The organism is Nostoc sp. KVJ3 (genome assembly GCF_026127265.1).
Taxonomy (GTDB): Bacteria; Cyanobacteriota; Cyanobacteriia; order Cyanobacteriales; family Nostocaceae; genus Nostoc.
Genome location: NZ_WWFG01000003.1, coordinates 70,143 through 96,582, shown reverse-complemented (window position 1 = coordinate 96,582; position 26,440 = coordinate 70,143). Strand labels below are relative to the sequence as shown.

Here is a 26,440-nt window from a genome sequence, read left to right as displayed (position 1 = left end):
AGTCAAGAAAAGTCCCAAGTATTTCCCTACGTACTCACTCTCTCTATGGCGATCGCACCCTTAAGCTGGCAAGAACTAGAAAGCCTCACGGACTATCAAATAGATACCGTTAATGGTCTCACCAACGCTAGAGCCAGGTTGCGGTTGTTTGGTCAACCGGAATCTGATGTGCGGGTAACGCTGTACCGAGATAACCACGCCTGGTGTCCTTACTGTCAAAAAGTTTGGTTATGGCTAGAGGAAAAACAGATCCCCTACCGCATCGAAAAAGTGACAATGTTCTGCTATGGAGAGAAAGAAAGTTGGTACAAACGTAAGGTACCATCAGGAATGCTCCCTGCGATCGAGCTTGATGGACGGATTATTACGGAAAGCGATGACATTTTAATCGCTTTGGAAAAGGTTTTTGCTCCATTAAGCCAAAGAATGGAAGACCCCGAGGTGCTTCCTCTACGTCAATTAGAACGACTTTTATTTAGAGCTTGGTGCGCTTGGCTTTGCTCTAGAGCCAGTTCCTCTCAACAAGAACAACGCAACCGAGAACAATTTATCGGAGTGGTAGCTAGGGTCGAGTCAGCTCTGGGTTGCACCCCAAGCCCTTACTTTCTGGATAGCTTCGGCATCGTTGATGTCATTTTTACGCCATATCTCGAACGGATGAATGCAAGCCTTTACTACTACAAGGGCTACTCCCTGCGTTCGGAAAACCCTCGCTTGAGCGCATGGTTTGCGGCAATGGAAAGCCGACCTACCTACTGCGGAACCCAGAGCGACTTTCACACCCACGTACATGATTTGCCGCCCCAGATGGGGGGCTGTTGGGAAAACGGCGAATCCCAGATGCTTCTCAATAAAGCGCGGGTAGATAACGGCCCCTGGTTTGGGCTACCAGATGTTACTTATCCAGAACCAGAAAACTCCCGTATGGAAGCTCTTCAACGAACTATCGACCACCGCATCAATATTATCCGAGTCAACCCCAAAGATGATAAATTGTTTGATCAAGCCCTACGTTGTGCTTTAACACACATGATGACAGGTGAAGACTGTGTACCTCCATCGGGTTCTGATGTTGCTCTACGATATTTGCGCGATCGCATTAATGTACCACGAGACATGTCCATCTACGCAGCAAAGCGATTGAGGGAATCCCTGGAGAAAACCGCAGCCCTTGCAGGTGATGGGCAGCCAGATCCCATTCCCACTAAGCATCGACGAGATCAAGACCCGTGTAACTTTGTCATCAAGTAGGATTCAGGTATCCATCCTGGCAGATCGCACTCCTTTAACAATTAACAGTAAACAGTTATCTTAGTTTCAAGCTTTGATATAAAGCTTTGTGACCTAAATCGCCACCAACCAATCGCACACCACAGACCCACACCCGTCCGCAAACTTAACCCAAACCTGCCACTGCCCCAGATAGCCATTCCAGTAAGGCTCCCCATCAGCAACGCCGACAGCCGAGCCAACCTTGGAGATTAACTCACTGTAGAACGAGCCAGCGCTGTCCAAACCTTGCTGCAATTTCAGCTTCAGCCCTTCCACCCTTGGACAGTAGAACTTTCCACTGGTGTGAGTGTTTGAGGAATATCCTGGGGAGTGGTGTCAATGACTGGTGTAGTTGTACTTATATTATTGCTGACTGACACCGAATCACTTTGAAATACTTCATCCCGATTTAACCACTGCCCGAAAATCGAATCACGCTGATCATCAGGGGCAACGAATTGATAAACACACTCCCGATTTTCACGCTTACCCAACCGACCAACGTAGTCCAACTTCAAATCAATCTTCGCAAGTAGTTTCTGTGCGATCGCTATGGAAGTAAGTTTTTCCGAGATACTGACATTCAAGTAATTTTTGATAACGTGCCTGTGCTGAACAGCCAGAGCCTTAAACTCCACTAGTAGTCTGCCAAGGAAACTTTGCATGATGGTTAGCAGAGGGGCAGAGGGGTAGAGTGGCAGAGGGGAAAGAACTTGGTATTTGCCTCTCCTCTGCTCCCCTGCTCCCCTGCTCCCCTGCTCCTCTGCCGACCTCCACCCAGCAATTTTAGGTTGGCGAACTACTAGCTTCTCGTCGCTGCCACGTAACTGAACGTCTGGTGTAAGAAACTGCAACAGATTTAGTTCTTCTAACAACAGTACAGCCGGCAACATCTGCCCCTTGTTAAAGTCCGGTTTCCAAATCGAATTTTCTCCCGCCTCTAATTGCGCTTTTGCCCGTTTTGCATCACGAGTAGAAAGATGATTCCGTCCCAGCGTCAAATAATAGTGCATCCGCAGTTGAGGATACCACCCATCGTCATCTTTCTCGACCAAATCAGGCGTAACTTCAACTTCATAGCGACGGGATAATTCAGCCAAGCGCTGCTGATGTCGTTCAGTTTTGGTTTTTGCCCTTGTGTCAAGGAGCTTCTTGAGTTCGGCATCAGAGATGGTTGGAGAATCCGCGATCGCTTCACACTCCGCAGTATACAATTCAACAGATGCCGCTTTAACCGACTCGATTACAGCCCCGCTCTCATCATCGTCGGCATCGACGGCATCAACAACGGTGTAACCATCCTCGACCAAACCCGCAAGCACAGACTCTCGATAGCGCCGCATCTCAACGTTGATGACAGAACCACGCTTACCCCAAGTCTGCAATGACTCCGGTTGAAAATTCTGGTCAATAAAGCTGTAATCGTCATTGTCCGCCGCCGACAACAGTGCAATATTAGCTTGTGTAGCGACGTGCTGACTTCTGAGCAATCCTCCTATCGTTGTGGAACCATTGCCCACAACCGACATCCCCCACTCTCTGACCCAAACATGACGGTCAACAGTTTCTCTAACCCTTGCCAACATCTGACGGACGGAGTTAACCGGCTGCACTCCCTGAAATATCCCCCATACACCATTAAAATGCCCTCGAATGTCGATGCTGACTCCAGTTTCTAAACTTGGGGAGGCTATAACCAAATCATACTGGGTCAGAATCTCGTTGAGATGAGCGATACAACCGAAAGCCGCATGAGAGGGGTCAGCAACAGATTCGCTGTCAATTCGCAGAATCCGCAAGTGAGGGAATTTGCGGCGAAAACGTTCTTCAAGTGCCTGGGTTCCCCATTTGGACTTAGCCTTTTGAGCAGAGCAGCATAATAAATGATGCCCACCTTTGGCAATGGCTTTGTCCAGTGCGGCGATGAGATTCTTCGGATTACTCCCAGAGTAGTTGTAACAGTTTCCGGCTACGTGCCGATAGTTGTTGACGATTACGAACGGGTTAACTCGATATTCTCCAGCGAGTGATAAAACATACTTCACATCTGTATCTGACACATCGGCAGAAGATAGGTAAATCTTTCCCTGACTGCTGCCTAAAACATTCTGTACCAGTTGTTTGAGGTTTTTGAGAACAGATACCCGACGTTTTTGCACTTCCGTACCAGAGTTAAGAAGATGCCAGAATACTTGGTCACATTCATCAATAATAATGACATCATTTGCCCAGTCATTGGGGTTGAATCGCGCAAGACTATCTTGATGCAGCGAATCAACACACACCCCATATCCTAATAATGCACCTGTTTCATTCGTGCGAACTTCTGTGACATAATTCACTCCAAAGCGATCGCATAATGCCTCACCAAGTTGAATCCGATGGGTGATGATTAACACCCTACGTCCAAGGTCATGCGCCTTCGCCACCTCAGTTGCCAGCCATTCAGTTTTACCAGTACCTTTGGGAGCCTTGAGGATAATCAGTTTTTCACCTTCGGGGACGAGAAGCTGGCCCAAGAATCTTTGATTGAGTGCGATCGCTGGCGGGTAAGTCAACAGAGTAAACAGCTTAATCTCCCACAACTCCAGTGCAACGGCAGTGTTGTAGAGTGCATCAAATGCCGATTGCCCTTTGGCAACGATAAAATCATCAACCCCTTTCTCTGCACCTAACGGTAAATCAATCACTCGCAGCGAACAACCCTCATTTACCAGCAGCCGACCCATGCGACTGATAGCCGTTCTGACTCGTTGAACTGTCTCAGGTTTATTGTCCTGGTCAAAGCAGATGTTAACCTGTCTCCCCTGTGTTGCAAAATGTTTCAAGTCTGGGATGAGGTATGGTTTGCCATTAGCTGTACCATATTCATCAGTGGGTGTGCGGTATCCAGCGTTAACACCAGGAATTGCGATCGCAGCATAACCAGCAGTCAGTAACGCCCCCGCTTTTTTGACACCTTCGACAATTGTCACTGGTACATTATGCTTTACAACCCAATGCCAGAAACCGCCAGGGTGTTGCAAATCTTCTTCGGTGATGGGGATGCCGCTACGATTAGAGACTTTCACCCAAATGCGATTCGGGACTAAGAGGAAGAAAGCGCGTGTCTCTTCTCTGAATGGATGCTCGTACTTGATGAACTTGTGGATCTTCTGGCGATCTCTTCGGGGATGGTCGGGTTTGAAACAGCCCCACATCATTAGCGCGTAGTTGTTGAGGGGGTCAACGCCATTGCACCACCAGCCGCCTAGTTCAATGTGCTGGTATTTCTTCAAATCGCGATCACGCAGTCGTCCATCGTTGCGGCGGGAGATTTTGGGACTGTAGAGCAGATATTCGTAGGGTGTTGTGCCGTGGAGCGATCGCACATTCAGGGCAATGATTTCTTCGTCAACGCCACTGTTGAGCCATTCAGTTAAGTGTAGAGCTTGAGAATCAGTTTGGAAATTCATATCCCCTCCAGTATTTTGAAGCAATGCAAAGCTTGGGGTATTGAGTCATACCGCCTTTTAGGTGAGTTACGTAGACACGAGTTAAAGAAGCGTGGTTTAAGGGAAGCAATCAACAGGACTTGTATTGGTAGTTGTTTTTTCGTCCTGCTGACTGCTTTTTAACCGGATTAAGTAGTACTAATGAACTAAGAAACTGTCATTTTACATGATCACTGGCTTTGTCAGAATCATCTCCCACCTCCGGTATGTGGTCGGAAAGTCAGATTAATACGTGTGCTAACGACTTTGTTGGTATTGGGAACTTGATGAAGGTGAGTTGATTGACAACCGGGGTGCATCACAAGCAAACTCCCGTGTTCCAGCCAGAAATCAGTAGGTCTGCCATCTCTCGGTTTGATTTGGAATTTGCGACATGACCCCAGGCTGACTGATGCGATTGCAGGGTTAAATCCCATCGAAGAATCAGTATCAGCGTGCCACCCAATTGAATCTTGTCCGGTGCGGTACTGATTCCCAATAACTATGCAGAACTTGTAGCCAGTTAGCGCAGTTATGCGATCGCGTAAGCTAGACAGAGCTTCTGTCCACCATAGTGGTTTCAAAAATACGCTGTTGGAGTAGAGATAATCACAGCCTTTGTCACCGTACAGGCATTCCAGGCGGGGGACAGGCATTGTTTTACCCGCGATTCTGATTTGATTCTGTTGCCACTCCAGTTTCAAGCAGTGTTGGTAGAGCGAGTTGGCTTGTTCAAGATTTAAGAAATCGGGGTAGTAGCTGACTGGTAAAACTGGGTTTGATTCCTGAAATAAATTGAGTTGTTGCATGGTACTTTTCTCCAATTAAAGAAAGTATTCTGAAGACCATTGCTGTTAGTTTTGATCAGTAGAAAAAACCTCAATCAACACACTCTCTGGATATAAACCAACTTTTCCAAAACGTGGGTCATGAATACGTTCGATTTCTATTCCTTGTTTCCGACACAATGCACTTGCTTTTCTACCTTTAGTACCCGCTTCTTTTACCGATATTTCTAAACCTTGAAGATTGGCGAACCCAACAACACTGTATTTGTGACCGCATGGTGTATTCACCCTATCTTGCTCAACTTCAACCGCTTTCAGTCGGTGTAAAATTTCGGTCTGTTGCTGCTGTTGTTGGAGTAAATGCTGTTCTTGCTCTGCCAGTTGTTGTGCTAAAGCGGCGAGTAACTGTATTTGAGTCATTGATTGCTGCTGTACAGGCTCTTGACTCATCATCACTTTCATTAAGGTTCTGTTAGCCCAGATGCGGAACTCGACAGAAACCCACTGAGCTAAATCAATGGCGATTTCTGATATCTGTGGACATATCCCCAGTGTTATAGCGGTCTACTATGTACTGCTTAATTGCAGATTGATTCAGCCCATCAGGGATATCTATGTGCGCTTCACTTGTGATTTTTTCAACAACTGTAACGATGACTTTCATAGGTAATTCCTGTTTGATTAATTGAGGATTCAGAAGTCAGAACTATTCTGAATCCTGATTTTTGATTTACACTGCCCCAGTTTTTAACGCTTGCAACTGTTGCATCCATCCGTTGATTGCCGTTAATTCATCAGCACCGCTAACAACAGCATCAACAATCTGATTTTGATATGAAGACTCAGCATGATTGGGATACTCGCACTTGTCTGCTGCCCAAGCCAAACACATTGTTTTTACCAGTTCATTAATCTTGCTAATATGAAGTAGACTTGGGCGGTCAACATCTTGAAATTCCAACCACTCTTTGACTAAATCAAGTGGATAATCAAGCAAAGTACGAATATTTTTGATTCGCAAATCAAGTGTATGTACTGGTTGAGGAACCACGCTGAGTTTTGGTGGAGTCAGTGGTGATTCTGGAATGGAGCTTGAAGTTGCACCCAATAAAGATTGGATGTCACGAATGATAGTTGCCCAATTCAAATCTCTACTCCATTCCCTGTAAATCTTGGTTTTGGTCGCAGCATCGTAAAGATTACAGAAAACTGTGTTTTCCTCGCCAGCATTAGCAACAATAATCAGTGGTTTGGAGAAATCTTGGATTAATGACGCAGCGAGAAGAAAGCTTTTGGCGAAATTGGTTTCAACACCAGTTCTTATGATGTAAAGTTCATCAGCACTGATAACAATATCCAGCTTCAGATTGTCCTTCCCTTTAAACTCTTTAGTCGTTAGGCGCAGTTCTGACAAGTATCCAGTTAAAGCCCTTTGGAGTACAGGGATTTTCTTTTCCTGGCTGATATTGAACTTGTACCAAACGAAAGATTCGCCATCTACTTCCCCTTGATTTACATATAAATAGATGGGTTCGGGAGGGTTGCATAAACCTAATTTTATTTCAGCAATCATGTTTCACCTCGCTTAAATTTCATGGATTGGTAGTCTGTGTGTAATAATGAAAATTCTGTAGCGGAAAGTAACTTCCCGTATTTGTAATCGTCTGAATATTGGCTACATTCAGACGATTACATTTCTATTAAAGAGAAAGCTGTTGATTCCGGTCTAACTCCCATTGCAGATAGGTGAGCGCAGTTTGAGCATCGGCAATGTTTAAATCTGGTTGATATCCCTCGTCCAACAGTTGTTTGTAGTCTGAGTGTGTAGCAATAAGGGATATCAGGCTTTGAGCTTGTTCAACTAATTGCTGGAGGCCGGTGTTAGACATTTCAATGCCGAGCCTTGAACATAAATCTTCTGCCTTTACACCGAATGTTCCTGGCTCAATCTCCGTTTCCAACTCTTCAAGCAGAGATTGAAAGTTTGGGTGTTCATCGTTAATTTCAATCTCAAATAAATCTGCGCTCTTTGTAACGACAGTTGCCCAATCGGGTAAAGTCTGTGCAATGGTCTTCGCGTAAAGTTTCATAATTGGTTCCTCTTTGATTAAGAGCTAAAAATCCTCGGCAATCTCCAACAAAAAGCCGCGCCCCGTGTTCTGTACTTGTACCAGTTCTCTATCCAGCAGAGTTTGAATGACTGAATCCGAGAATTGGAACTGAAGCCGATGCAGAGGCACACAACCGCCACAAAGCTGAAGTAAACGCAGCAAATGCTTGGCTCTACCCTCAAAGTTCTCTGTAGAATTAGCCATTGATGCTACCTCCAGTTACTACGGCTAACTGTTGTTGCAGGATGGAGATTTGTTGTTGATAAAACTCAATCTCTGCGGTGATTTCTGAGAATAATTCCTGTGGGGAAAGCGGTTGAATTTGAGACTCTTGAAAGTGGAACAATTCATCAGAGTTTTTGTTAGGCATCAGCGCATAACGCCAGCCATCACCGAATTGTTCAGCCAGTTCAGTACCAGATGGGTAGTAATAAAACCCCAGAATGATGCCGTCTTTAGTACGCTGTTCCAAGGCAAAGCGAGGGTAGCCCCAGTGTTGGGGGATTGAGATTGTGGGTTGCATGGGTTTAATGGGATTGTTGAAAATGTGGTGAAAGGCGATCGCTGTTGGTCGTGTCTGTCGAGCGATCGCTCTTGTATGTGCGAGAATTACGCCGTCACTAACTCCCGACTTTCTGCAACTGGCGCATACTCCCGTAACCGTTGCCATTCATCAGGGGTCAATTCATCAAATGGTCGGTCTAGCAATTCTTCGCAGTTAGCCGCTTCTGCATGGGGTAGCACGTCCACCATCGACAGCCACCAAACTGCATCCATTGCCGAGTCACAGGGTTGTTGCTGTTGCATTTCGTCTGTGGCGCGTGTGAACCACCAGCCGCCGTCAGTACAGCCAACCTCCCCCAGTTTCACGTCGTTCTGGTAAATCCCATCGTCGAGGATTTCAAAGCCGTACTTTTCGCATTCATCGAAAATCTGCGCCATGATTTCATTCCCAGTCGTGCAAACTTCTTCTGGTAACTGCTCTTGCACTGGTAGCGTACCTTGCTGGTACTGTTGCTTGATGTAGCTGTGGCATCTGGCGGCTGAAAGGTCGCGGAAAATCTCAACGTTGTTTACTAATACTCGCCAGTATAGGTTCTGGTAGTTGCCGTGGTCGTAGCTAATGCTGGCTATCAGTTTGTCGCCCACGAACGCTTCCTGGTCATAAAACGAGATTTCCAGGATTGTTGGGACTTCTGCTATTACATCTGGTGCTGGGAAAGTTTCTCTGAGTATGCCGTCTTGGTGATGCCACTGGATGAAGCGTTGACATCTGGCGGGGGTGGTTGCACGGAACTTTTCTTCACCGTTGACCATAACTAGCCACGGTTGGGTGATTAAATCGTCGTGGTCATAAGCGATGTAGGCTATCAGTTCTTTGCCACAGAAAACCTCGTGGTGGTAGAAGTTGATTTCTACGGTTGTCAGTGGTACGTTTGCTACGGCTTGGGCTTGGGTTGCGATGTGGTGGTCTAGTTCAGCTTGGGCTATGGCTTGTTCGTCAACCTTCTGAAGCTGGGTGGATTGGTGGGTGATGATTGCGTTTACCCAAGTGTCAGCCGCTCTTTTGTCAAGAGTGGGTGTAACGCCGAGTTCAGTGGCGATTCTTTTGAGGCGGGGTAGGTTATAGCGGCAAAGGGCTTGCTGTGTGTAGGTTGGATGGGTCATAATTAAGATTCCTTATTATTAGGGACAGAAAAAGCGCTTCAGATTTCCGGTCGGTGGCGCTTTTTCTATATTTATTATTACTAATTAATTAGTACTTGTCAACTGCCTAGTACCAAGTAACTGTGCTATGCTAATGGTGTAATCTATTAGTATGAATATGAAGGATCTAAGGCTAAGGGTAGGAAAAAGAGCAGAAGAAATAGCCGTGGAGCTTGGCGTTGCCGTCTCTACGGTTCGGAATTGGGATCAATTAAAAACAGCTCCCCGGATGACTCCTGTGGGACTTCAAAAACTTATGCAGGTGTACAAGTGTACTTTTGATGAACTAGTTCAGGCGGAACTGGAGTCTGAAAATGCTTAACCCCAGGCTATTAATCCTCTTGTTTTGCCTTCAGTTTCTTTAAAAGAGCGATCGCAGCTACCAACAACGCCATGCATTTATTTCGCTATTGATAGCAATGAGGTAGTGCAGTACATAGGGCGATCAATCAATCCTGCTCAAAGGTGGGTAAGTCATCACAAGCGACAAGCATTGAGTAATCACACTGGTGTAAGAATAGCTTATTTGGAAGTAGAGGTTAATTTATTACACTGGGTTGAATTGGCTCTTATTAGATGGTTCAATCCACCTCTGAATTACTCTGTTGAATTCAACGAGCTAAATTCATGCGATGGATACGTGTCTAGGATTGCAAAACTCAGAGAGGAAAAGAATTTGACTCAAAGGCTGATAGCGGAGGCGCTGGGGCTTGATGTCTCGACGGTTCGCAACTGGGAAAAAAGCCGTGATGGAGTCAAAATGTTCGTTCGAGTTGCAAAACTTTGTGAGTTACTAAATTGTGAGCCAAAAGACCTTTATGAAGCTGTAGAGCCTGAAGAAGATGCTGAATTATGAATGCGTTCATCTTCTTGCTATGCCTTCACCGTCTCTCAATAAGCAATGCCTGCGGCAGGCTAAGTCTAAACAGTTGTCAGTTACATCCAACATTTACGTTGCAATCAACTCAAAGCAAATAGCATTGAATTAAAGGAGGTGGAAGTATGAACCAACCACCTTCTAGAAGACGGAAAAAAGCCACCCCTGCCGCATCTGATGACAGCACATTACCAAATGACCTTGCAGAAAAGGATATCTCCCTTCAGGAAAACGCAGGTTCAGCAATAATTACAGTTACTGCTGTTGAGGTCGAGGAACTGACCGAAGAGGAACAAAGCGATCGCCTTTACCTAGAGCGGCGTGTGGAGAGAGCAGTTTTTGAGGCGGGAAAGGCACTGGCACAATTGCGCGATCGCAGGCTTTACCGTTCCACCCACAGCACTTTTGAGGAGTATTGCAAAGACAGGTTTGGATTTGAGCGTCGTCATCCTTACAGATTAATCGAAGCTTCGGGTGTGTTTGATAACCTAATGAAAATGTGTCCAAATTGGACGCAAAATGAAGATGATCCTGATACAGTCCACTCCGAGCAGCGACAAATCTTGCCTACCAGCGAAGGACAAATCCGACCCCTGACTAAACTTGAAGCCCACGAACAGCAAGAAGTGTGGCTAAGAGCAGTAGAACTTGCTGGCGGGAAAGTACCGACTGGTAGAATCGTCAAAGATGTTGTGCGGCGCATCATGGAAAGGACGAAAGTACCCAATACCTACCAAATTGGCGAAGTCTGCCAAATCATTACCAAAGACAATCCCGAACTGAGAGGCAAAGGTGGCTGTTGGGGTATCGTTAACCATGTGGGCGAATTCAGCTGCACTGTAAAACTCTGGGATGGCGAGTACGCTGTTGGGTTACAACACCTGAAGTCTTACGATTACTTGCCTGCTGAGTGTCAGCAGATGCAGGTTATTTGCGATCGCATCAGTCGGGTGTATTCCGATTCGCTGGAGGAGACAGTCAAAAGTCTGTTGCAGTTGTTGGGAAAGGTGAATCGGGCTTATCTTACTGCTGTGGAAGAGAAATTGTTGACGCTTCTAGAGTCGGAGTATGGGAAAATACCCTAAACAATTTTGGCAAATTGGCATCCAATGGCTTTGGATTGCAGTTTCAATGGAGTTAGCAACGCAACGGGACAGTGAAGAAGTTGTACGAGGGAAAAGATAAAACTTCCCGCTTCTTGACATCCAGCCGGAGCCAGTTGTTTAGTTGAGTGCTGTAGAACCCCTCTACATGATCCATACAGCGCTCAACAGAGTTCAGTTCCCACTCTACAACTGGCTAGAAATGAACAAAACTCAATAGAACTTTACAAGATGTAGATAATTGGCATTTCTCTAAGAGCGATCCCTGCGGCGGGCTACGCTTACGCATCAGTAGGCTACGGGAAAACGAGAAATTGGAAGAAGCTGCCCGTGCTGTGCTGAATGTTATTTAACCAGTCTTAGCAATATAGCTGGTGAAAAAGAAATCCTCTAGCACTTTTATAAAAAGCCCTCTAACTCAGCAAACTTACGTAAACGCGGTAAACAATGACGTTGATAAAAACTGCTCAATGTCGGAATTGATAACCCAAAATCCTTTGACAACTCTTTCCAACTAACTTCTGGGGGTAGACGTTTGAGAATTAACACCTGACAATTAACATCTGGGCGGCCTTTAATACAAGTACGGCGTAGTTCACCTTCAGAGTCTGTCTTAGCCCATATCTCTAAGTCTTCTAGAATGGGAGGTGCTTGAGGAGTAGCAGGCAGGTTATCTACAGGGTCAATGGTTTGGCTTATTCCATCCGATGTAGACTGACGAATTCCCAGAGGGACTGTTGTGGCTCGTTCCAAGTTCTGATTCAGGTAAAAGTCTTGTAGCCTGCGTTTCAGGTAAGCATTCAACCAGGTGATGACAGTGCCATAAGTAGGGTCATAGGTTTGACCAGTTAAACCTTCACAGATATTGCGACAGAAATACAACCAAGTTTGTTGCAGTGCATCTTGATAGTAAGGAGTGCTTTCTCTCCATAGTTTATTGGAAGTCAAACGAATAATTTGCGTCAGTAGTTTCTGACGCTGGGGGCTTCCAGGTTGGTATCTACAAGCTTGTGTAACTAAGTATTTTAGCTGTTCATCTAGTTTTGGCTTTACTAGGTTGTGATGGGATATATCCTGAATTTCCTGATTTATCGTTAGCAAACAGTTGTTAACCTTTATACCCGAATTAACATCTGTTGTTTCTAAAGAATTTTGGGATTCTTTATCGGTTTCAAAAGTAACAAATAAGTGATTGTTGAGTGAATCACTGATTCTTTCACTTTCTATAATTGGTATTAATTGCTCTTGTTCGTAATAGGCTAGATTGATTTCCACAATAATCTGTTCTAACTCAGGATCATCCAGGGCTGCTTCCATAACTTGAGCAACATTGTCTATATTCCCTTGGTCAAGTGCTAAGATATAGCGATGAATTGCTTCTTCACGAGAAGTAAAGTTTTGGTTGTGACTGTTTTCGTACATTTTATTTGCCCTTTTCAAGTTCCGGCATATTGAGTGCGTAGGCTTGACGTAACCGCACAATCGCTCGGTGTAAGCGTACCCAAGCTGTTCCTTCTTTAATATTTAAGGCTGAAGCTAATGATTTACCTTTTAGTCCTTCAACAAAGGCTAATCTAAGTACTTCTCGCTCATTGTCTTCAACTAAGTAGAGTAGTTCTTCTAAAATAAGCCGACCATAAGGGTCTCTTGGTTCAGGTAAATGGTGTAAAAATTCAAACATTTCTGCTTCGGAAATGAATTCAAAACCAAGTTTCTGAATTCTTTGACGAACTTGGGGAGTATCTGTAATCGGCGTAATGTATTGAGATTCATAGTCCTGCTGTCGTCGTCTTTTTCGCATCACATTGAGAGCTATACCGAGCAGCCAGGGTAGTGCTGGACGATTAATGTCGTAATTGTGTGATTTTTCAAGAGCAATTACGATAGTGTCTTGTAAAATTTCTTTAACTAGTGTCTCGGCTTGAGTGCGCTCTTTTACAAAACCAAACTTCCAAATGTAAACTTGGATACCTGTTAAAAGTTCTTGATAACGCTGTTCAATAACTTTCCTGAGTAATTGTTGGTTCGATTCTTTATCTTCTAGACTATGACTGTTCAACGTACCCTCCTAAATATCATCCTAGAAAGATAATTCTTAGAAAGGTTACAAATCCTTTGTGAGCCACAGAAATTTATGAAACTGCACATTCAATATTCCGTCCAAAAATATTGCTCCTATTATTTAATTGCCAAAAGAACAGCAAATCCTTACAAGCTCCCGGAAAATAAATAATATAGCTGGCATTGCTTCCTTGGCGATTCTCGTCTGTGATGCATCAGCTAAGTATTGAGTATACTAAGACACCTTGTAGAAAGCCCGAAGCTGGCGTGAGTAGTGGAACTGGCGCAAAATAAGCCATCTTAAACTGTCCATAACTGGAAAGAGTTTATGGCAGTTGGCAAACTATATGGCGCAGATAGTGCCGATTAATGGATATGTGCTGGGCTATCGGTTTTTCAACCCAATCTTTGAAAAAATGTTGGTAAAAGTAATTTGAGGAGTAAAGTTTGATTGTTTCCACGACGTTTTCTCCCCCAATTAACTGAACGGCTGATTCTGCGTCGATTTATTGATCAGGATCTAGATCGGTTTCTTGCTTACCGCCAAGATTCTCAGGTAGCTCAATTCCAAAGTTGGTCAATGTGTGACTTGAAGAAGATTTTGGACAGGTTGTCCAAGTTTACCTTCCAAAAGTGGATGTCCAAGTTTACGTTCCAAAAACATCTAAAAAATAGCATACAGAAAAACTAAACTGCTCAAACTCTATGCCTGTATGTAAAATAAAGGTTTTGGTAATAGTGATGCCGATGGCAGCAAGCGATCGCAAAGCTTGCAAGAAATCCCACGAGTTAGGGGGATAAGTTGGCCTGTGAGTAGTATTAAAGTGGATTTGTGTCCAATTCCTTCTTCCATTTTTGTTATTATGTCCATTTTCTTTATCCAAAAAAAGCGATCGCTTGATTAATGCCTTAACGGAGTTTTAAGTATTTCAGCTTACAACTTGTCCAACTTCTCCTTCCGAAAGCTGTCCAAAATCTTCTTAAAGTCACACAATGCTATCCTATAATGCAGCGCAGTCCTTTATCTACTAAATGCACACAGCAAAGATTGGAATACCAGGCGAATGGTTTCAAATTGCGATCGCTCATAAACAATCTAACCGCACTTGGGAGAGTTGAAGCGACCGTATTTGACAGCTATGGAGAAGAAGCTGTTGAGTGTGATTGAAAAAGAATACGGCATCATAGATGAGATACCACGTAATTTTCAATCAGCCAAGGAATAGGAGACAACAGTAATGCAAAGTATTAAGTTATGTTCTCATGTTGGGGCTGATGGCATTTTGCACCTTGAGATTCCCGTTGGCATCACAGACAAAGAAATGGAAGTCCTGGTGATTTATCAACAAATAGAACCATCAACACCTACAAAAACACCAGAAGAACTGGGATGGCCACCCGGCTTTTTTGAGCAGACTTACGGTAGTTGTCAAGACGATCCAATTGTTATCGACTCTGAAGGTGATTTTGAGACAAGGGAAGAAATTGTGTGAAGTATCTATTAGATACCAATGTTTGCGCTCGTTATCTCAATGGTAGGTCGCTCTTAATTCGAGGACATTTACAGTCCACAAATGTAGAAGATATTGCTGTCTGTTCAGTAGTGAAGGCAGAGTTGTTTTATGGAGCGATAAAAAGCAATAATCCCCAAATTACTTTAGCTTGACAACAGCAATTTCTTACTTACTTTGTTTGTTTCTTTGCCTTTTAATGATGTTACTGCCCTCACCTACGGTAGAATTCGTGCAGAATTAGGAGCAAACGGTACTCCAATAGGCCCCAATGATTTTCAAATAGCTGCGATCGCCTTGACACATAACTTAACATTAATCACACACAACACAAGAGAATTCAGTCGTGTTAGTGGGCTGGTGATTGAAGATTGGGAGCTTGAGCAATAAATAATATCTTTTGTGGACTTGAATGAAAACCAATGCTGCTCGACTACTGGATAAACTAGGTATTCCCTACCAAATCCTGAGCTATGAGGTTGACCCTGACGATCTCGCTGCTGAGAGTACAGCACACAAAGTTGGTCTTCCCCCAGAGCAAGTTTTTAAAACTCTAGTAGTCAGAGGTGATACAACAGGTATCTGTTTTGCTGTTGTGCCGGGAAATGCTCAGTTAGACCTAAAAGCTTTAGCTCGAATTTCAGGAAACCGCAAGGTTGAGACAGTTGCCCTGAAGGAAGTCCATATTTTCCACGAGTCAATGATGGACAAGCAGCAGGTTCGACAGCTATTACTTGTATATCTCGTTCTCTTCGCAGTTTAGCACCGAGAAATGGGAAAGCAATTCCGGCAAAGTTGCTACCGCCACCAGTGCAGCCAATAACAATATCAGGATAATCTCCTGCCATTTCTAATTGAGTCAATGCTTCTTGACCAATCACAGTTTGATGTAGCAGTACATGATTGAGAACACTACCTAAAGCATACTTAGTTTGTTGATCAGCAGCAGCTACTTCTACAGCTTCACTAATAGCAATCCCTAAACTGCCATTACTATTGGGATTTTGTGCAAGAATTTTACGTCCGGCTTGGGTTTGAGTACTTGGGCTAGCAACGACCCTCGCGCCGTAGGTTTCCATTAAAGCTCGGCGGTAAGGCTTTTGCTGGTAGCTAACCTTTACCATATAAACTAAGACTTCTAAACCGAATAGCGCACCGGCAAAAGCTAGAGATGATCCCCACTGTCCGGCTCCCGTTTCAGTAGTTAGCTTTTTGACTCCAGCTTGTTTATTGTAGTATGCTTGGGCGACCGCAGTATTGGGTTTGTGGCTTCCAGAGGGACTAACACCCTCATATTTGTAGTAAATTTTGGCAGGCGTATCTAAAGCTTGTTCTAAGCGACGGGCACGATAAAGAGGAGTTGGTCGCCACTGGCAATAAATAGAGCGGACTGCATCTGGTATTTCAATCCATCTTTGTTGGCTAACTTCTTGCTCAATCAGTGCCAATGGAAACAAAGGTAATAATTCATCTGGTGTAATTGGCTTACCAGTAGCAGGATTTAAAACTGGTGGTAAGGCTTGTGGCAAATCAGCTTGGATGTTGTACCAAGCTTTTGGCATTTGGTTTTCAGTCAGAACGTATTTAATCGTGTCCATATAATTAAATTATGCACAACAGTAAAATTGTACATTTACGATTCTTCAAGAAAAAAGTTAACTTTTATTGTTATCAAGCTTCATCCCAGCAATAGTAAAATTATTTGGTTGCATATTGAAGTGATAACCCGCATTTCTCACAAGCTTGATAAGGTGCATGGGAGAGTTTTTGTACAAATCCTTTCCCCTCTGCACAAGCGCAGGCTTAATCGAGATGTGGTGACACTGGGAGGAAAGCTGCGTCTACCCGTAAAAACAATCAAATTCGTGGACGAATATTGCTACTGATATAAATTGAATACTTTCTTATTAAACTCAAAAATGAACACAAAAACTAAGCCGGATTGGGCGGGGTCAGGATTGCTTTCAAAATTTGTTAACTTACTGATCCAAACTAGACCTATTTATAAGTTAATGAAGAACCAAGCAAGGCAAGTATTAATTAAAACTGCTGAGAAGAAAGGTATTCCCTGGAGAAAAAATTACGAAGAACTAGAAGCATCGGGGATAAAACAGCAGCTATCAACAATAATCAATTCTGGTATTGTTTACCCCGATTACTATCAAGTACCATTTCATGCTTACGAACAAGGTAATCTTTGCTGGCAAGCAGCTTTTGAAGCTCCTAGTGCTACGTATTCAATGGCATTACGGGTGTGGCCTAAAGAAAATCTAACTTGGTCATCTGCTCATGAAAGACTCAGAGAAAGTTTTCACAATGTTTTGGGAACTTATGTACCTCAACCAGTGCGGGATATACTAGATATCGGGTGTTCAGTGGGCATTTCTACTCTAACGCTACATCGTTACTATCAAAAAAAACAAGAGCAGTCTGTCTGTACTGTTGGTCTTGATTTATCTCCTTATATGCTCACTGTTGCCAAAAGTTTAGATAAAAATGGTGAGATATATAAGTGGATACACGCTACAGCAGAAAATACAGGATTACTTGCTAATTCTTTTGACTTGGTAACTCTTCAGTTTGTCACCCATGAACTTCCGCATAATGCAAGCAAGGAAATTTTCACAGAAGCATTACGGCTGCTGCGCCCAGGTGGTTGTATTGCATTAGTAGATAACAATCCGAAATCTCCTGTAATTCAAAACCTTTCACCTATCCTCTTTACTTTAATGAAAAGTACAGAACCTTGGAGTGACGATTACTATAGTTTTGATATTGAAACTGTGTTAGAACAAGTGGGCTTTGAGAAAGCAATTACAATTGCTAGCGATCCTCGTCATCGTACTATTATCAGCCGAAAACCAAAATAGTTATTCAAGAGGTTAGTTATGACAAAAGAATATATGGAGTCTTTAGAGGCAATTGTTGATCAATTAACATTAGCCGCAGTTCTAGAAATGTTAGAACGAATCAGTCATAAAAAAGCAGAAAATCTCAGAAATCATTGGAAAGATGAGGCTTCTGCAAAGCTTTGGGATAAAGCTGCTAGACAGATAGAACAGATAAATATTGATATTTAATTAAAATTTTGGTTTGATTGCAAAGCTTTGCAGAACCCTTACAGCCCTTCTCTAGAATTGAGGCGCTGTTCGCATTCGGGCGTACTCCGGCAGGCGTTGGCGCAGCCATCGCTGTATTAAATAGAAGTTTCTCTGCACTAATTTATACTCTGATTAATGTGTCATTCAAATTCCTACTAACGCCTCAGCCAATTGCCCTTTTATGGAAAAAGCTTTGACTTGTCGCCCAAAAGCAGTATCATCTGAAATTTTATGCGAAGAATTATTATTGGGGTTATGGGGAGAGGAGAAAATGCGACAGCAAATGATTTACAAAATGCTTATATATTAGGTCAATTTATTGCCAAACAAGGATGGGTTTTACTCACTGGTGGTAGAAATGTAGGGGTAATGGATGCAGTAAGTAAAGGTGCAAAATCTGCTGATGGTTTAACTATTGGTATTCTTCCAGGTGAAAATCAGGATGGTATGTCCTCTTGGGTGGATATTGCTATTTTCACACACATGGGTAATTCTAGAAACAATATTAACGTTCTTACCAGTGATGTGGTAATTGCTTGCGGGATGGGTGCAGGAACCGCTTCAGAAATTGCTCTAGCTTTGAAAGCCAATAAGCAAGTAATTTTGTTGAATAATGATGAAGAAAGTCAACTTTTCTTTAAAAAAATGTCGCCAGAAAATGTTTATATTGTGGAGAGTGTGGAGCAGGCGATCGCTACTGCCAAAATAATTTTATCTTAGTTACGAATTAGTGTATCAGTAAAGTCTTCTCAAATTGGGAGGCTCTCGAATTGATTGGGTTTGAATTCCCATCTGTTGCCTTAGCTTCCCGAAATTTTAATTATATTCCGGATCAGACTGAAGCAAGTGAGTGTATGTATAAAAAAGAGAACTACATTCCCAGATGATTAACCAAATTACCGCTTTAGAATCCTGTTGGCATATTTCTCCTGAGTGGGGTCAGACCATGCCTCCAGTAGCAGTAAGAATATTAGAAAAAGTTTTGTTGCCAATCTCAGACTTGTCAGGCTACTGCTGTGGTGTTCAGTGGGAAAGACAGCAATGGATTTATGCAATTGTTTGCCAGAGTGAAACTCTCTACTTAGCTGAACAAGAATTTCATAGAACAAATATACTAGAAAAGTCCACTGTTTTTACTCCAGCTTTTAAATTGGGGGATATAGTTGAGGTTGATTTTGGTGAACAGCCTACACGCCGTATTATTCAAGGGATTTTTCGCCTCAAAGATAATTGGCTTTATGGGGTAGAGTGGCGCTCTCCAATTTTAGAAGAAGTGTCTGCCCAAAGCAGAACAATATGGCTTGCTGATGTTGATTTAGTCAATGTTAGTGTATGACGATTATCAATCGCGTATTTGCCTATCTGCCCAGACTGAGGCATTTGGCTGATTTCTGAATCACGTCAAAAGTGTGTCAGCATTGTAATTAGTTCACTTTGTTGTGAATAAATGAATTGAGCTAAACGATCGCATTGCTAATGGGCAAGCGATCGCTTTCACCTTTGCTTGGTGTAGCCTTATGGTTGACACCAGTATATTAATAATATTATCATGTCAACTGGCGAGCGCAGTGAAAATAAAATTAAAGTAAAAATGAATATCACAGTAGATGTAACACCCATCGCTGCGTTTAGGTGGAATGAAGAAAATGCCCAAAAACTCAGGGAGCTTAGAGAGAAAGCTGGATATAGTAGACAAAAGCTATCTGATGCTGTGGGAGTTTCTGTGGCTTATATTCAGCAGCTAGAGACTCCTCATGTCTTTATTAACAAACCAAAGAAACCAACTCAGATGACTGTTAGTACAGAAATTCTAGAGAAACTTTGTGCTGCTTTAGATGGGGATATCACTTCACTTATTTGGAACATAGATTACAACAGCTAAGAGATTTGTCTACTACGCTCACCAGTAAAAAACTACTTGACAATCACTGGTGAGCGTAGTAATATAGTAATCATAAGAGAGGAGACGAGCGCGATGCCTCTTTTGAAAAACAAAGAAGCGCTCAACCCCAAACCCAGATTTGATAACACAAAACATAGATTTGAGAAACAAGAACCCCCCGTCGTATAGCACAAGGTACGCCAGGTAAAGTCGGCTGGAGGAGATACTCAAGATCACTCAATAAATCCACTCATACTGCAATTAGCGCAGCCGCTCAATACCTTCTCTAGAGCCTTGTGCTGTGAATTCTTGCTAGAAAATAACTGAAATTCAGAAATATGAGGCTACGCCAAATCTTTTTGAGAGCGTTGCGGTAAACCACAACGTTGTTCACGCAAAACAAAAGGCGATCGCTCACCGTGGAAAGTCTGCGATCGCCTTTTTACCCATTTAAGAGGTATTTTCTAATGATTACACAAGTTTCAACCCCTACGCCAACAAAAGATCCGTTAACCACACAGGATCGCCAAATCATCGCAACTATCGTCAATCAGTCAGACTACTCAAAAGAGTGCAAGCCCGAAGATGTAGTGACTATCTGGATAAACTCGGATGATATCGTGTGGGTAAAAATGACCCACGGTTATGCTCGATACCACAAACAATCATTCAAACGCGCTGTTGCAGAGGTAAAAGCGAGTCTTTCTGCTCCAGTAAAGCGCAATCACAAAGAAGAAAGGGAATTGAAACAAGCTGCTGAGAAAATTGGCTTGTTGGGTGATTGTGATTGGTTATCGTTGAGCGTCCAATACCATTCTGATAAAGTAATCGGTCACGCTGGTTGTTATATCTCTCACAAAGCTCGAATATTAACGCCACCGGCTGAATGGGACTTCACCCTGCCGAAGTGGAATATGCCTGCTGCCATCTGTCCAGACTGCGAAGGACATGGGTGCGGTAACTGTGGGTATCGCGGGACTCGTGCAGAAGACTTGTGCGAACCAGTAGACGGCTATCGACTGACCTATGTAGGGCGCACTGACCTTCAGACGGCTCACAACGTATATCTAGATGGTGAGTTCTTAGAAATTGTCTTCAAGGTCAGAAACGTTGATGAATTATGGGAAAACGACCCCAAGACCTACTACTGGCAATGTACAGATGGAGTACGCTATTGGAGTGTCAAGGAGGTTGTTGAATCCTTTGCCCTAGCTCCGGTGACTAGTGAAGTGCCACACGTTAGCTTAGAGTTAGCGGTAGCGTAAGATTAAAGAAATCTGAACAGTGGACAGGAGAAATTAGAAAACTGTACACCTAGCAATTTGAGAACGAGATCCTTTATTTAAATGTAAAGATAGAAGCAAATCTAAAATTTTTGCGCGATCAAACATTACGTCGGCATCAGTTCAAACTTGAAGAGATAATACGATGTTTCAAGCTTTACCAGAACCAGTTACTTTTGAAGAATTTCTAGAGTGGAAACCAGAAAATGGCAGATATGAATTATACAAAGGAGTAATAGTAGAAATGCAACCAACAGGAGAACATGAGCTAGTTAGAGCATTTTTGATTAGAGAACTCAATTTTGAGATTCGCAGGTTTAATCTAGCTTATACTATTCCTGGTCAAGTATTAGTCAAATCAGTTGATAGGAAATCTGGTTATATTCCAGATGTATTAGTATTGAATCTTCCTAACTTGGTCAATGAACCACTATGGAAAAGAGCATCAACAGTTACTCAAGCAGAATCAATTCCATTAGCCGTGGAAGTTGTAAGTACAAATTGGCGTGATGATTATTTCCTTAAATTTGGTGAGTACGAGGAAATTGGGATTCCAGAATATTGGATTGTTGACTATGCTGCTCTTGGTGGAAAGCGGTTTATTGGGAATCCTAAACAACCGACAATATCAGTTTATGCTTTAGTCGAAGGTGAATATCAAGTTACTCAATTTCGAGGAAATGACCGGATTCAATCACCTACTTTAAGAGAGCTAAATTTGACTGCTGAACAAGTTTTTCAAGCTGCTTTAGGACAGTATTGATTAAGACTAATACTTTCCAAGTCAACGAAAGCGATTTTGGTATTGGTATAAACTATCCTTCGCAATTTGTCCTTTGAATGACCCAAAAATTTTATAGTCTGTTTGTTGAGCATTATCTCGAAGGCTTGCTTTCACCATTAGGTAGTGTAGAAGTTAGCGGCGTAATAACCGGTTCAGAAAGGCGGGGAATTGTTCTGTTTTTTCCGAAAGGGACAATTCAAACCGAAAGACACTCACTTGGATTACTTGCTAAAGTTGCTCAAAGTGATTGTTCAATAGAAGTTTATTATGAGCAAATTGGTGAAACAGAAGTCCGAAGCTGCCTACATAAACTTTTAAGTGTCTTTTCAACTTTGAACTGTCATGCATCGGCAGAAGGGAAAACTTTAGATGATAATGATTTACCTCGTTTATGGATTGTAGTGCCATCAGCTTCCCAAGATTTACTCAAAGGTTTTGGCGCACAATTAGAGCTAGAAAACTGGACTACTGGAATATACTTTCTGCCTAATGTTTTTAGAATTGCAATAGTAGCTATTAACCAACTACCAGTTACTTCAGAGACGCTATGGTTTAGGCTGTTGGGTCGGGGAAAAGTACAAATCCAAGCAGTAAGTGAACTAGTTGCCCTTCCACCAGAGAATCTTGTCCGCCGTAATGTTCTTGAAATGGTTTACAGGTGGCGTATCAGTGTAATGACACAAACAGATTTAACTGAAGATGACCAGGAGTTGATCATGAACTTAACTCAAGCTTACGAAGAAGCAAGAGCGCAAGCGGTACAGGAGGGAGTGGAGCAAGAACGCCGCCAAGTTGTAGAAAACTTGTTAAGATTTAGGTTTGGTTCTGTGGATGAAGAACTCTCAAGAGTGGTCAATAATTTGTTGCAGTTAGCACCAGATGACTTTGCAAGATTTTTACTGGAATTGTCTAGTTTATCCCGTGAAGAGTTGTTAGCAAGATTTAATTCACACGAATAACCTGTACAGGGCAAATAATGAGCAATAAAACAGCACTTTTGGGAAATCAAGAGTGCTATTTTATTGGCTCTACGCTTCATATATCACAATTAAACGGCTGCGCCAATGCAAAAGTGAAAATGCTTTTGGTATAAACAAATGAACCCTCAAGAAAACTCTGAATTACTTGCTGCTTTGATGCGCCAAGAGGAACTACTCAAACAGTTGGTCGCTTCAATCAATAAACCAAAACTGGGATTGCACTCTGATGCTGGCAGTTGCAAAATCTACTGCAATCGTCACAATGGTTCACTGTGGTATACCCTAAACAACAGTGAAGCAAGTGCGATTACCCAAACTGCCTTAACTGGATATCTAAAAGAACTCAAATTTGAGAAGTGTGAGCGCAGAGGTAAAGAAGTTTACAAGTTGCTGATTACAATTCAAGCAGACAGACCCTATATATTAGAAAGTGGGCATGATACTCACTTTGCTAAATCTGTATTAGCCGCGATCGCAACTCTTACTCCACAACAACTATATTCTCCCATCACACTACAGCCACAGGCAGGGACAACCGATGAAAATGTGTTGTTCTGTCGCGTATGGGTAGAGTCGGAATTAGTTATGGCATCTTACAACGAGCAAACAGAGTGGCGAGAGGTCAGTAAACAGGCTTTAGCTGTAACAAAAGCGGCGAATGAGATTGCCTTTTAACTCGTTGTAAACAGGGTTTAGGCAACTGTAATTAGAAGTTGCTTAAGCCTTGTCTAAAGCTTGCCGTGCTGTGTACTCACCACTACCAATAACAATAAATGACTACAACAATCGTTCACCCTAGTATCGAAAACTTACAGCAGTTTTCTGACTCGTTCGACATTGAGAAATTATTGCAATCTAAAGGAATTCTGCCGTGGCTTTTAGCAAATGGCTGTAACTATGACAATGAATCTTGTTTGATTGCAAATATTATCGATGAGTCTACCAGTATTGATGAAGTTTGGGAATCAGACGAGTTTGATTTTAATGCTCTGCCTGATGAAGATCAGGAAAAACTTCACCAGATTTTTGAGCATTTCTATCTGTAATCTCCTGTCACTCTCAATCAATAATTAACGCAAAGGTAACGAATTATGCGTGAAAAACTCTCCAGTCACATTTAATCAGTCTGACTGGAGAGGAAAATCGATTCCACAAAAGATTATCACACACTCTACTTCAATACTAATCAGATGGAAACAAATTTGATTAAAGTGTATGACGCGACACTATTAAGCTCATCAAAAGTTTACCAAATTAATGGTACACATTGTCGATACTTAGGCGATGCAGGTACTATCCAACATCCACAGTATCTATTTGTCCCTCTGCCAAATCAAAAGAAAAAAGCCAGCTTTCGGCTAAACCGAAACAAACTTATGACTCGATGTTATGAGGTCGAAGGCATGGTTTATCAAAAACCTGTGGTACAGGATAATTCACAGCAACTTCAACTATTTTGAGTTATGTCGATACATAAACCACCAGTCATTAAAAGGCATATTCGGCTACAAAAAGGCTCTACAAAAGTAATCTATAGAGCTACTACAGACATTCGCTCTCTTGAGAAATCACCACAAAGAAAGCTTCGCTTAATCGAAAGTGAAAAATAATGATTGAGGTCAATAATCATGGTACAAGCAATTGACAACCTTATTGTTGCAAATTTCCTAACTGATGCAGTAGTCGAGCGCCACAATTTCTCGCAATTAAATAAAACCCGCATTCGCTTTCGTATCCAGCTAAAGAATAGTACAAAGTCTGCCGCACCTAAATGGGCAGATGTGCTAAAAGCTGAAGTTTCTGAAATTGAATCAGACCTCGTTAAAGTCACAAATTCCGAAGTCGGTTTGCGGGGAATCAAGGTATTTAAGAAGCTGGATGAAGCTGCCGCACAACTTCGTCAAGAAATCGCCTCAGTTCAGGAGTGGATGAGTAGTGATACTGGTGACTGGATTTGTCCGATTGATTTAGCTCCACTCGTGTGGAATCAGTTAATCAATATCAGAGATAATATCGCCCCTGGTTTACGCAATCAATTAAAAGCTGATTATGAAGCTGGGTTGGTTGATTATCAAGAGCGAATTGACCAGTTCCTCTCACTTAACACTTGGGAATTAGCACAGGATAAGCAAGAATCAGTCAAAGGCAACTTGTTAAGAGCATTTCCGACTCTAACTGACCTCGAAGACTATTTGCAAGTCATTATTGGTCGCCCGGTGATTATCCCAGCATTGTCCGAACAACTCAATCAGCAACAAGCCGAATGTCTTGACCAGATTACCAAGTTCATCCAACAGTATGACCAAAATCTGGAGCAACGATTAAGGGAATCTGCCCTGGCAGGTGGTGAACAACTCGCCGCGCAGTTGCTTGAAGAATTAAGCGACTGGGAGCCAGGACGCAAGCCAATCCAGTTTAAAAAGAAAATGCAACGCCATCTGATGAAGGTTCAGGTTTTGCTAGCGAATGCTGACCCGGAGGCTGGCAGTAGCTTGGAGGCGATGATGGCGCACTTAGATTCTATAGTTAACGATCCGGCGATTGAGTCGAAGAATCTTGGTTCAGATACGCGCAGTCAATTACAGCAAAAAATGCAAGAGATCCGCATCAAGTTGTTAGATGAACAACGCAATCTACAATCACTTGCGACTGACGACGTGGGCTTATCGAAAGCTACGGTCATGTCTTTCAAGTTTAGGTAAAAAACAGTCTTGGGCGAGGGTGCATTCGCTCAAGACTAGCATCTTAAACAAGAAATGGATATACACCTCAAAAGAATACCGCACTTCTACCGCTATAGGAACAAGATTCTCATGTCACATTTCTCAACAGTTAAAACTAAACTTGCTAACAGTGAATGTCTGGTACAAGCTTTACAAGATTTGAAACTGAATCCGCAAGTTCATGAAACAGCACAATCACTAAAAGGATACTACGGTGGCTCTCAAGGACAAAGCGCTGAAATTATCGTATCTGGTCGTACCATAAAAGCCCGTGCAGACATCGGATTTAAATGGAATCATTCAAGCGGCGTGTACGAGGTAATCCACGACAGTTACGAAACAGTTCCGAAGCTGGGCAAAGACTTTTTCAGCAATAAACTAATGCTGGCTTATGGACAACGGATGGTTCGCGCTAAAGCTGCCGAGTTACAAGAAAAATTTGGTGAATGTGCGATCGCCGAAGAAACTAGCGGAACCGTGCAAACTTTACGCCTAACCTTTGCCGGACATCAGGAAGTTCAACAATTTGTGCGGAGATAAATATGGAACGTTCAATACTAATTCATTTTGACAATGCTACAGGTGAAGTCCGAGTGGAGGCTAAGGGATTCGAGGGCTTGAGTTGTCTTGGAGCTACGCAACCATTTGAATCCGCTTTGGGAGTTGTGAGCGAAAGCGATCGCACGTTTAAAGATGAAGCCCAAACCCAACAACTTCGGACTACCCTAAGCAATCAAACACGTTTGCACCAGTAATCAGTCATCAGTTACCAGTTTTAACTCGG

Annotated in this window: 32 protein-coding genes and 2 pseudogenes; 21 read left to right on the top strand and 13 right to left on the bottom strand. The window is 42.8% G+C overall.

Annotated features, from left to right (window positions below; translation table 11 throughout):
- Nucleotides 1-45: 45 nt before the first annotated feature.
- Entirely contained in the window at nt 46-1,251 is a 1,206-nt protein-coding gene (locus GTQ43_RS31630) for a glutathione S-transferase family protein (protein ID WP_265276703.1), read from the top strand.
- A 284-nt stretch (nt 1,252-1,535) separates the two neighbouring features.
- On the opposite strand, the gene GTQ43_RS31625 is transcribed toward GTQ43_RS31630, so the two are convergent.
- The 9 genes from GTQ43_RS31625 to GTQ43_RS31585 form a co-directional block, all read right to left on the bottom strand.
- A complete protein-coding gene (locus GTQ43_RS31625; RefSeq protein WP_265276702.1) occupies nt 1,536-4,727 on the bottom strand; it encodes a plasmid replication protein, CyRepA1 family in 3,192 nt (1,063 codons plus the stop codon).
- 227 nt (nt 4,728-4,954) lie between these two features.
- Complete coding sequence (locus GTQ43_RS31620; protein ID WP_265276701.1) at nt 4,955-5,554, bottom strand: alpha-ketoglutarate-dependent dioxygenase AlkB family protein; 600 nt, start codon at nt 5,552-5,554, stop codon at nt 4,955-4,957.
- A gap of 45 nt (nt 5,555-5,599) precedes the next feature.
- Nucleotides 5,600-5,986, bottom strand: coding sequence for a hypothetical protein (locus GTQ43_RS31615; RefSeq protein ID WP_265276700.1), 387 nt, complete (start codon nt 5,984-5,986; stop codon nt 5,600-5,602).
- Nucleotides 5,987-6,047: 61 nt separating this feature from the next.
- Entirely contained in the window at nt 6,048-6,197 is a 150-nt protein-coding gene (locus tag GTQ43_RS31610; protein WP_265276699.1) for a hypothetical protein, read from the bottom strand.
- Between the two features lie 66 nt (nt 6,198-6,263).
- Nucleotides 6,264-7,106 carry a hypothetical protein gene (locus GTQ43_RS31605; protein ID WP_265276698.1) on the bottom strand — a complete coding sequence of 281 codons (843 nt, stop codon included), beginning with the start codon at nt 7,104-7,106 and terminating at the stop codon, nt 6,264-6,266.
- 127 nt (nt 7,107-7,233) lie between these two features.
- The gene (locus tag GTQ43_RS31600; protein ID WP_265276697.1) at nt 7,234-7,623 is read right to left on the bottom strand and encodes a hypothetical protein; all 390 of its coding nucleotides are present in this window, start codon (nt 7,621-7,623) and stop codon (nt 7,234-7,236) included.
- A gap of 24 nt (nt 7,624-7,647) precedes the next feature.
- Nucleotides 7,648-7,848: a hypothetical protein gene (locus tag GTQ43_RS31595; protein ID WP_265276696.1), complete on the bottom strand. Its 201-nt coding sequence runs from the start codon at nt 7,846-7,848 to the stop codon at nt 7,648-7,650.
- Entirely contained in the window at nt 7,841-8,314 is a 474-nt protein-coding gene (locus GTQ43_RS31590) for a hypothetical protein (protein WP_265276695.1), read from the bottom strand. The genes GTQ43_RS31595 and GTQ43_RS31590 overlap by 8 nt, the downstream gene beginning before the upstream one ends.
- Entirely contained in the window at nt 8,254-9,312 is a 1,059-nt protein-coding gene (locus tag GTQ43_RS31585; RefSeq protein ID WP_265276694.1) for a hypothetical protein, read from the bottom strand. Before GTQ43_RS31585 ends, GTQ43_RS31590 begins: the two co-directional genes overlap by 61 nt.
- Before the next feature lie 151 nt (nt 9,313-9,463).
- Between GTQ43_RS31585 and GTQ43_RS31580 the strand changes: the two genes are divergently transcribed.
- The 3 genes from GTQ43_RS31580 (at nt 9,464) to GTQ43_RS31570 (ending at nt 11,313) form a co-directional block, all read left to right on the top strand.
- On the top strand, nt 9,464-9,673 hold the full coding sequence (locus GTQ43_RS31580) for a helix-turn-helix domain-containing protein (protein WP_265276693.1): 210 nt from the start codon (nt 9,464-9,466) through the stop codon (nt 9,671-9,673).
- A 24-nt stretch (nt 9,674-9,697) separates the two neighbouring features.
- Nucleotides 9,698-10,207, top strand: a complete 510-nt coding sequence (locus GTQ43_RS31575; RefSeq protein WP_265276692.1) for a helix-turn-helix domain-containing protein — start codon at nt 9,698-9,700, stop codon at nt 10,205-10,207.
- A gap of 146 nt (nt 10,208-10,353) precedes the next feature.
- Nucleotides 10,354-11,313, top strand: a complete 960-nt coding sequence (locus GTQ43_RS31570) for a hypothetical protein (RefSeq protein ID WP_265276691.1) — start codon at nt 10,354-10,356, stop codon at nt 11,311-11,313.
- Between the two features lie 417 nt (nt 11,314-11,730).
- Here the strand turns inward: GTQ43_RS31570 and GTQ43_RS31565 are convergent, their stop codons facing one another.
- The 3 genes from GTQ43_RS31565 to GTQ43_RS31555 all read right to left on the bottom strand — a co-directional run bounded on the left by GTQ43_RS31565 (nt 11,731) and on the right by GTQ43_RS31555 (nt 14,276).
- Nucleotides 11,731-12,402, bottom strand: coding sequence for a sigma-70 family RNA polymerase sigma factor (locus GTQ43_RS31565; protein WP_265277018.1), 672 nt, complete (start codon nt 12,400-12,402; stop codon nt 11,731-11,733).
- Nucleotides 12,403-12,754: 352 nt separating this feature from the next.
- Complete coding sequence (locus tag GTQ43_RS31560) at nt 12,755-13,390, bottom strand: RNA polymerase sigma factor (RefSeq protein WP_265276690.1); 636 nt, start codon at nt 13,388-13,390, stop codon at nt 12,755-12,757.
- A 649-nt stretch (nt 13,391-14,039) separates the two neighbouring features.
- Nucleotides 14,040-14,276 carry a hypothetical protein gene (locus tag GTQ43_RS31555; RefSeq protein ID WP_143855489.1) on the bottom strand — a complete coding sequence of 79 codons (237 nt, stop codon included), beginning with the start codon at nt 14,274-14,276 and terminating at the stop codon, nt 14,040-14,042.
- A gap of 354 nt (nt 14,277-14,630) precedes the next feature.
- Between GTQ43_RS31555 and GTQ43_RS31550 the strand changes: the two genes are divergently transcribed.
- The 3 genes and pseudogenes from GTQ43_RS31550 to GTQ43_RS31540 form a co-directional block, all read left to right on the top strand.
- Nucleotides 14,631-14,885 (top strand): hypothetical protein, encoded by a 255-nt coding sequence (locus GTQ43_RS31550; protein ID WP_069074476.1) that lies wholly within the window; start codon nt 14,631-14,633, stop codon nt 14,883-14,885.
- Nucleotides 14,882-15,293: pseudogene (locus GTQ43_RS31545) on the top strand (type II toxin-antitoxin system VapC family toxin). The gene GTQ43_RS31550 and the pseudogene GTQ43_RS31545 overlap by 4 nt, the downstream one beginning before the upstream one ends.
- Nucleotides 15,294-15,315: 22 nt before the next feature.
- Nucleotides 15,316-15,525 (top strand): annotated as a pseudogene (locus GTQ43_RS31540) (YbaK/EbsC family protein); the annotation flags it as partial.
- Here GTQ43_RS31540 and GTQ43_RS31535 read toward each other — a convergent pair.
- Nucleotides 15,464-16,465, bottom strand: a complete 1,002-nt coding sequence (locus GTQ43_RS31535) for a TrpB-like pyridoxal phosphate-dependent enzyme (RefSeq protein ID WP_265277017.1) — start codon at nt 16,463-16,465, stop codon at nt 15,464-15,466. The pseudogene GTQ43_RS31540 and the gene GTQ43_RS31535 overlap by 62 nt on opposite strands.
- Before the next feature lie 357 nt (nt 16,466-16,822).
- On the opposite strand from GTQ43_RS31535, the gene GTQ43_RS31530 reads away from it, so the two are divergent.
- The 14 genes from GTQ43_RS31530 to GTQ43_RS31465 all read left to right on the top strand — a co-directional run bounded on the left by GTQ43_RS31530 (nt 16,823) and on the right by GTQ43_RS31465 (nt 26,411).
- Nucleotides 16,823-17,773, top strand: coding sequence for a class I SAM-dependent methyltransferase (locus GTQ43_RS31530; protein ID WP_265276689.1), 951 nt, complete (start codon nt 16,823-16,825; stop codon nt 17,771-17,773).
- An 18-nt stretch (nt 17,774-17,791) separates the two neighbouring features.
- Complete coding sequence (locus tag GTQ43_RS31525) at nt 17,792-17,983, top strand: hypothetical protein (protein ID WP_104899669.1); 192 nt, start codon at nt 17,792-17,794, stop codon at nt 17,981-17,983.
- A gap of 252 nt (nt 17,984-18,235) precedes the next feature.
- Nucleotides 18,236-18,724, top strand: coding sequence for a TIGR00725 family protein (locus GTQ43_RS31520; RefSeq protein WP_265276687.1), 489 nt, complete (start codon nt 18,236-18,238; stop codon nt 18,722-18,724).
- 163 nt (nt 18,725-18,887) lie between these two features.
- Entirely contained in the window at nt 18,888-19,340 is a 453-nt protein-coding gene (locus GTQ43_RS31515; protein ID WP_190963193.1) for a DUF1392 family protein, read from the top strand.
- Nucleotides 19,341-19,553: 213 nt separating this feature from the next.
- On the top strand, nt 19,554-19,886 hold the full coding sequence (locus GTQ43_RS31510) for a helix-turn-helix domain-containing protein (RefSeq protein ID WP_094345915.1): 333 nt from the start codon (nt 19,554-19,556) through the stop codon (nt 19,884-19,886).
- A gap of 467 nt (nt 19,887-20,353) precedes the next feature.
- On the top strand, nt 20,354-21,151 hold the full coding sequence (locus tag GTQ43_RS31505; protein ID WP_265276686.1) for a hypothetical protein: 798 nt from the start codon (nt 20,354-20,356) through the stop codon (nt 21,149-21,151).
- 163 nt (nt 21,152-21,314) lie between these two features.
- On the top strand, nt 21,315-21,932 hold the full coding sequence (locus GTQ43_RS31500; RefSeq protein WP_228675386.1) for a Uma2 family endonuclease: 618 nt from the start codon (nt 21,315-21,317) through the stop codon (nt 21,930-21,932).
- Between the two features lie 77 nt (nt 21,933-22,009).
- Nucleotides 22,010-22,912 carry a hypothetical protein gene (locus GTQ43_RS31495; protein WP_265276685.1) on the top strand — a complete coding sequence of 301 codons (903 nt, stop codon included), beginning with the start codon at nt 22,010-22,012 and terminating at the stop codon, nt 22,910-22,912.
- Nucleotides 22,913-23,050: 138 nt separating this feature from the next.
- Nucleotides 23,051-23,608 carry a hypothetical protein gene (locus GTQ43_RS31490; protein ID WP_265276684.1) on the top strand — a complete coding sequence of 186 codons (558 nt, stop codon included), beginning with the start codon at nt 23,051-23,053 and terminating at the stop codon, nt 23,606-23,608.
- Nucleotides 23,609-23,706: 98 nt separating this feature from the next.
- Nucleotides 23,707-23,979 carry a hypothetical protein gene (locus GTQ43_RS31485; protein WP_265276683.1) on the top strand — a complete coding sequence of 91 codons (273 nt, stop codon included), beginning with the start codon at nt 23,707-23,709 and terminating at the stop codon, nt 23,977-23,979.
- Between the two features lie 144 nt (nt 23,980-24,123).
- Nucleotides 24,124-24,393 (top strand): hypothetical protein, encoded by a 270-nt coding sequence (locus GTQ43_RS31480; RefSeq protein ID WP_265276682.1) that lies wholly within the window; start codon nt 24,124-24,126, stop codon nt 24,391-24,393.
- Between the two features lie 168 nt (nt 24,394-24,561).
- Nucleotides 24,562-25,635, top strand: a complete 1,074-nt coding sequence (locus tag GTQ43_RS31475; RefSeq protein WP_265276681.1) for a hypothetical protein — start codon at nt 24,562-24,564, stop codon at nt 25,633-25,635.
- Nucleotides 25,636-25,746: 111 nt separating this feature from the next.
- Complete coding sequence (locus GTQ43_RS31470; protein ID WP_265276680.1) at nt 25,747-26,196, top strand: DUF1257 domain-containing protein; 450 nt, start codon at nt 25,747-25,749, stop codon at nt 26,194-26,196.
- A 2-nt stretch (nt 26,197-26,198) separates the two neighbouring features.
- The gene (locus tag GTQ43_RS31465) at nt 26,199-26,411 is read left to right on the top strand and encodes a DUF2997 domain-containing protein (RefSeq protein WP_265276679.1); all 213 of its coding nucleotides are present in this window, start codon (nt 26,199-26,201) and stop codon (nt 26,409-26,411) included.
- Nucleotides 26,412-26,440: the final 29 nt, after the last annotated feature.

Bases quoted from the DNA above. Each gene is read 5' to 3' on its own strand.
- GTQ43_RS31630 (WP_265276703.1), top strand. From the start codon at position 46: ATGGCGATCGCACCCTTAAGCTGGCAAGAACTAGAAAGCCTCACGGAC.
- GTQ43_RS31625 (WP_265276702.1), bottom strand. From the start codon at position 4,727: ATGAATTTCCAAACTGATTCTCAAGCTCTACACTTAACTGAATGGCTC.
- GTQ43_RS31620 (WP_265276701.1), bottom strand. From the start codon at position 5,554: ATGCAACAACTCAATTTATTTCAGGAATCAAACCCAGTTTTACCAGTC.
- GTQ43_RS31615 (WP_265276700.1), bottom strand. From the start codon at position 5,986: ATGATGAGTCAAGAGCCTGTACAGCAGCAATCAATGACTCAAATACAG.
- GTQ43_RS31610 (WP_265276699.1), bottom strand. From the start codon at position 6,197: ATGAAAGTCATCGTTACAGTTGTTGAAAAAATCACAAGTGAAGCGCAC.
- GTQ43_RS31605 (WP_265276698.1), bottom strand. From the start codon at position 7,106: ATGATTGCTGAAATAAAATTAGGTTTATGCAACCCTCCCGAACCCATC.
- GTQ43_RS31600 (WP_265276697.1), bottom strand. From the start codon at position 7,623: ATGAAACTTTACGCGAAGACCATTGCACAGACTTTACCCGATTGGGCA.
- GTQ43_RS31595 (WP_265276696.1), bottom strand. From the start codon at position 7,848: ATGGCTAATTCTACAGAGAACTTTGAGGGTAGAGCCAAGCATTTGCTG.
- GTQ43_RS31590 (WP_265276695.1), bottom strand. From the start codon at position 8,314: ATGGCAACGGTTACGGGAGTATGCGCCAGTTGCAGAAAGTCGGGAGTT.
- GTQ43_RS31585 (WP_265276694.1), bottom strand. From the start codon at position 9,312: ATGACCCATCCAACCTACACACAGCAAGCCCTTTGCCGCTATAACCTA.
- GTQ43_RS31580 (WP_265276693.1), top strand. From the start codon at position 9,464: ATGAATATGAAGGATCTAAGGCTAAGGGTAGGAAAAAGAGCAGAAGAA.
- GTQ43_RS31570 (WP_265276691.1), top strand. From the start codon at position 10,354: ATGAACCAACCACCTTCTAGAAGACGGAAAAAAGCCACCCCTGCCGCA.
- GTQ43_RS31550 (WP_069074476.1), top strand. From the start codon at position 14,631: ATGCAAAGTATTAAGTTATGTTCTCATGTTGGGGCTGATGGCATTTTG.
- GTQ43_RS31535 (WP_265277017.1), bottom strand. From the start codon at position 16,465: ATGCCAAAAGCTTGGTACAACATCCAAGCTGATTTGCCACAAGCCTTA.
- GTQ43_RS31530 (WP_265276689.1), top strand. From the start codon at position 16,823: ATGAACACAAAAACTAAGCCGGATTGGGCGGGGTCAGGATTGCTTTCA.
- GTQ43_RS31525 (WP_104899669.1), top strand. From the start codon at position 17,792: ATGACAAAAGAATATATGGAGTCTTTAGAGGCAATTGTTGATCAATTA.
- GTQ43_RS31520 (WP_265276687.1), top strand. From the start codon at position 18,236: ATGCGAAGAATTATTATTGGGGTTATGGGGAGAGGAGAAAATGCGACA.
- GTQ43_RS31515 (WP_190963193.1), top strand. From the start codon at position 18,888: ATGATTAACCAAATTACCGCTTTAGAATCCTGTTGGCATATTTCTCCT.
- GTQ43_RS31510 (WP_094345915.1), top strand. From the start codon at position 19,554: ATGTCAACTGGCGAGCGCAGTGAAAATAAAATTAAAGTAAAAATGAAT.
- GTQ43_RS31505 (WP_265276686.1), top strand. From the start codon at position 20,354: ATGATTACACAAGTTTCAACCCCTACGCCAACAAAAGATCCGTTAACC.
- GTQ43_RS31500 (WP_228675386.1), top strand. From the start codon at position 21,315: ATGTTTCAAGCTTTACCAGAACCAGTTACTTTTGAAGAATTTCTAGAG.
- GTQ43_RS31495 (WP_265276685.1), top strand. From the start codon at position 22,010: ATGACCCAAAAATTTTATAGTCTGTTTGTTGAGCATTATCTCGAAGGC.
- GTQ43_RS31490 (WP_265276684.1), top strand. From the start codon at position 23,051: ATGAACCCTCAAGAAAACTCTGAATTACTTGCTGCTTTGATGCGCCAA.
- GTQ43_RS31485 (WP_265276683.1), top strand. From the start codon at position 23,707: ATGACTACAACAATCGTTCACCCTAGTATCGAAAACTTACAGCAGTTT.
- GTQ43_RS31480 (WP_265276682.1), top strand. From the start codon at position 24,124: ATGGAAACAAATTTGATTAAAGTGTATGACGCGACACTATTAAGCTCA.
- GTQ43_RS31475 (WP_265276681.1), top strand. From the start codon at position 24,562: ATGGTACAAGCAATTGACAACCTTATTGTTGCAAATTTCCTAACTGAT.
- GTQ43_RS31470 (WP_265276680.1), top strand. From the start codon at position 25,747: ATGTCACATTTCTCAACAGTTAAAACTAAACTTGCTAACAGTGAATGT.
- GTQ43_RS31465 (WP_265276679.1), top strand. From the start codon at position 26,199: ATGGAACGTTCAATACTAATTCATTTTGACAATGCTACAGGTGAAGTC.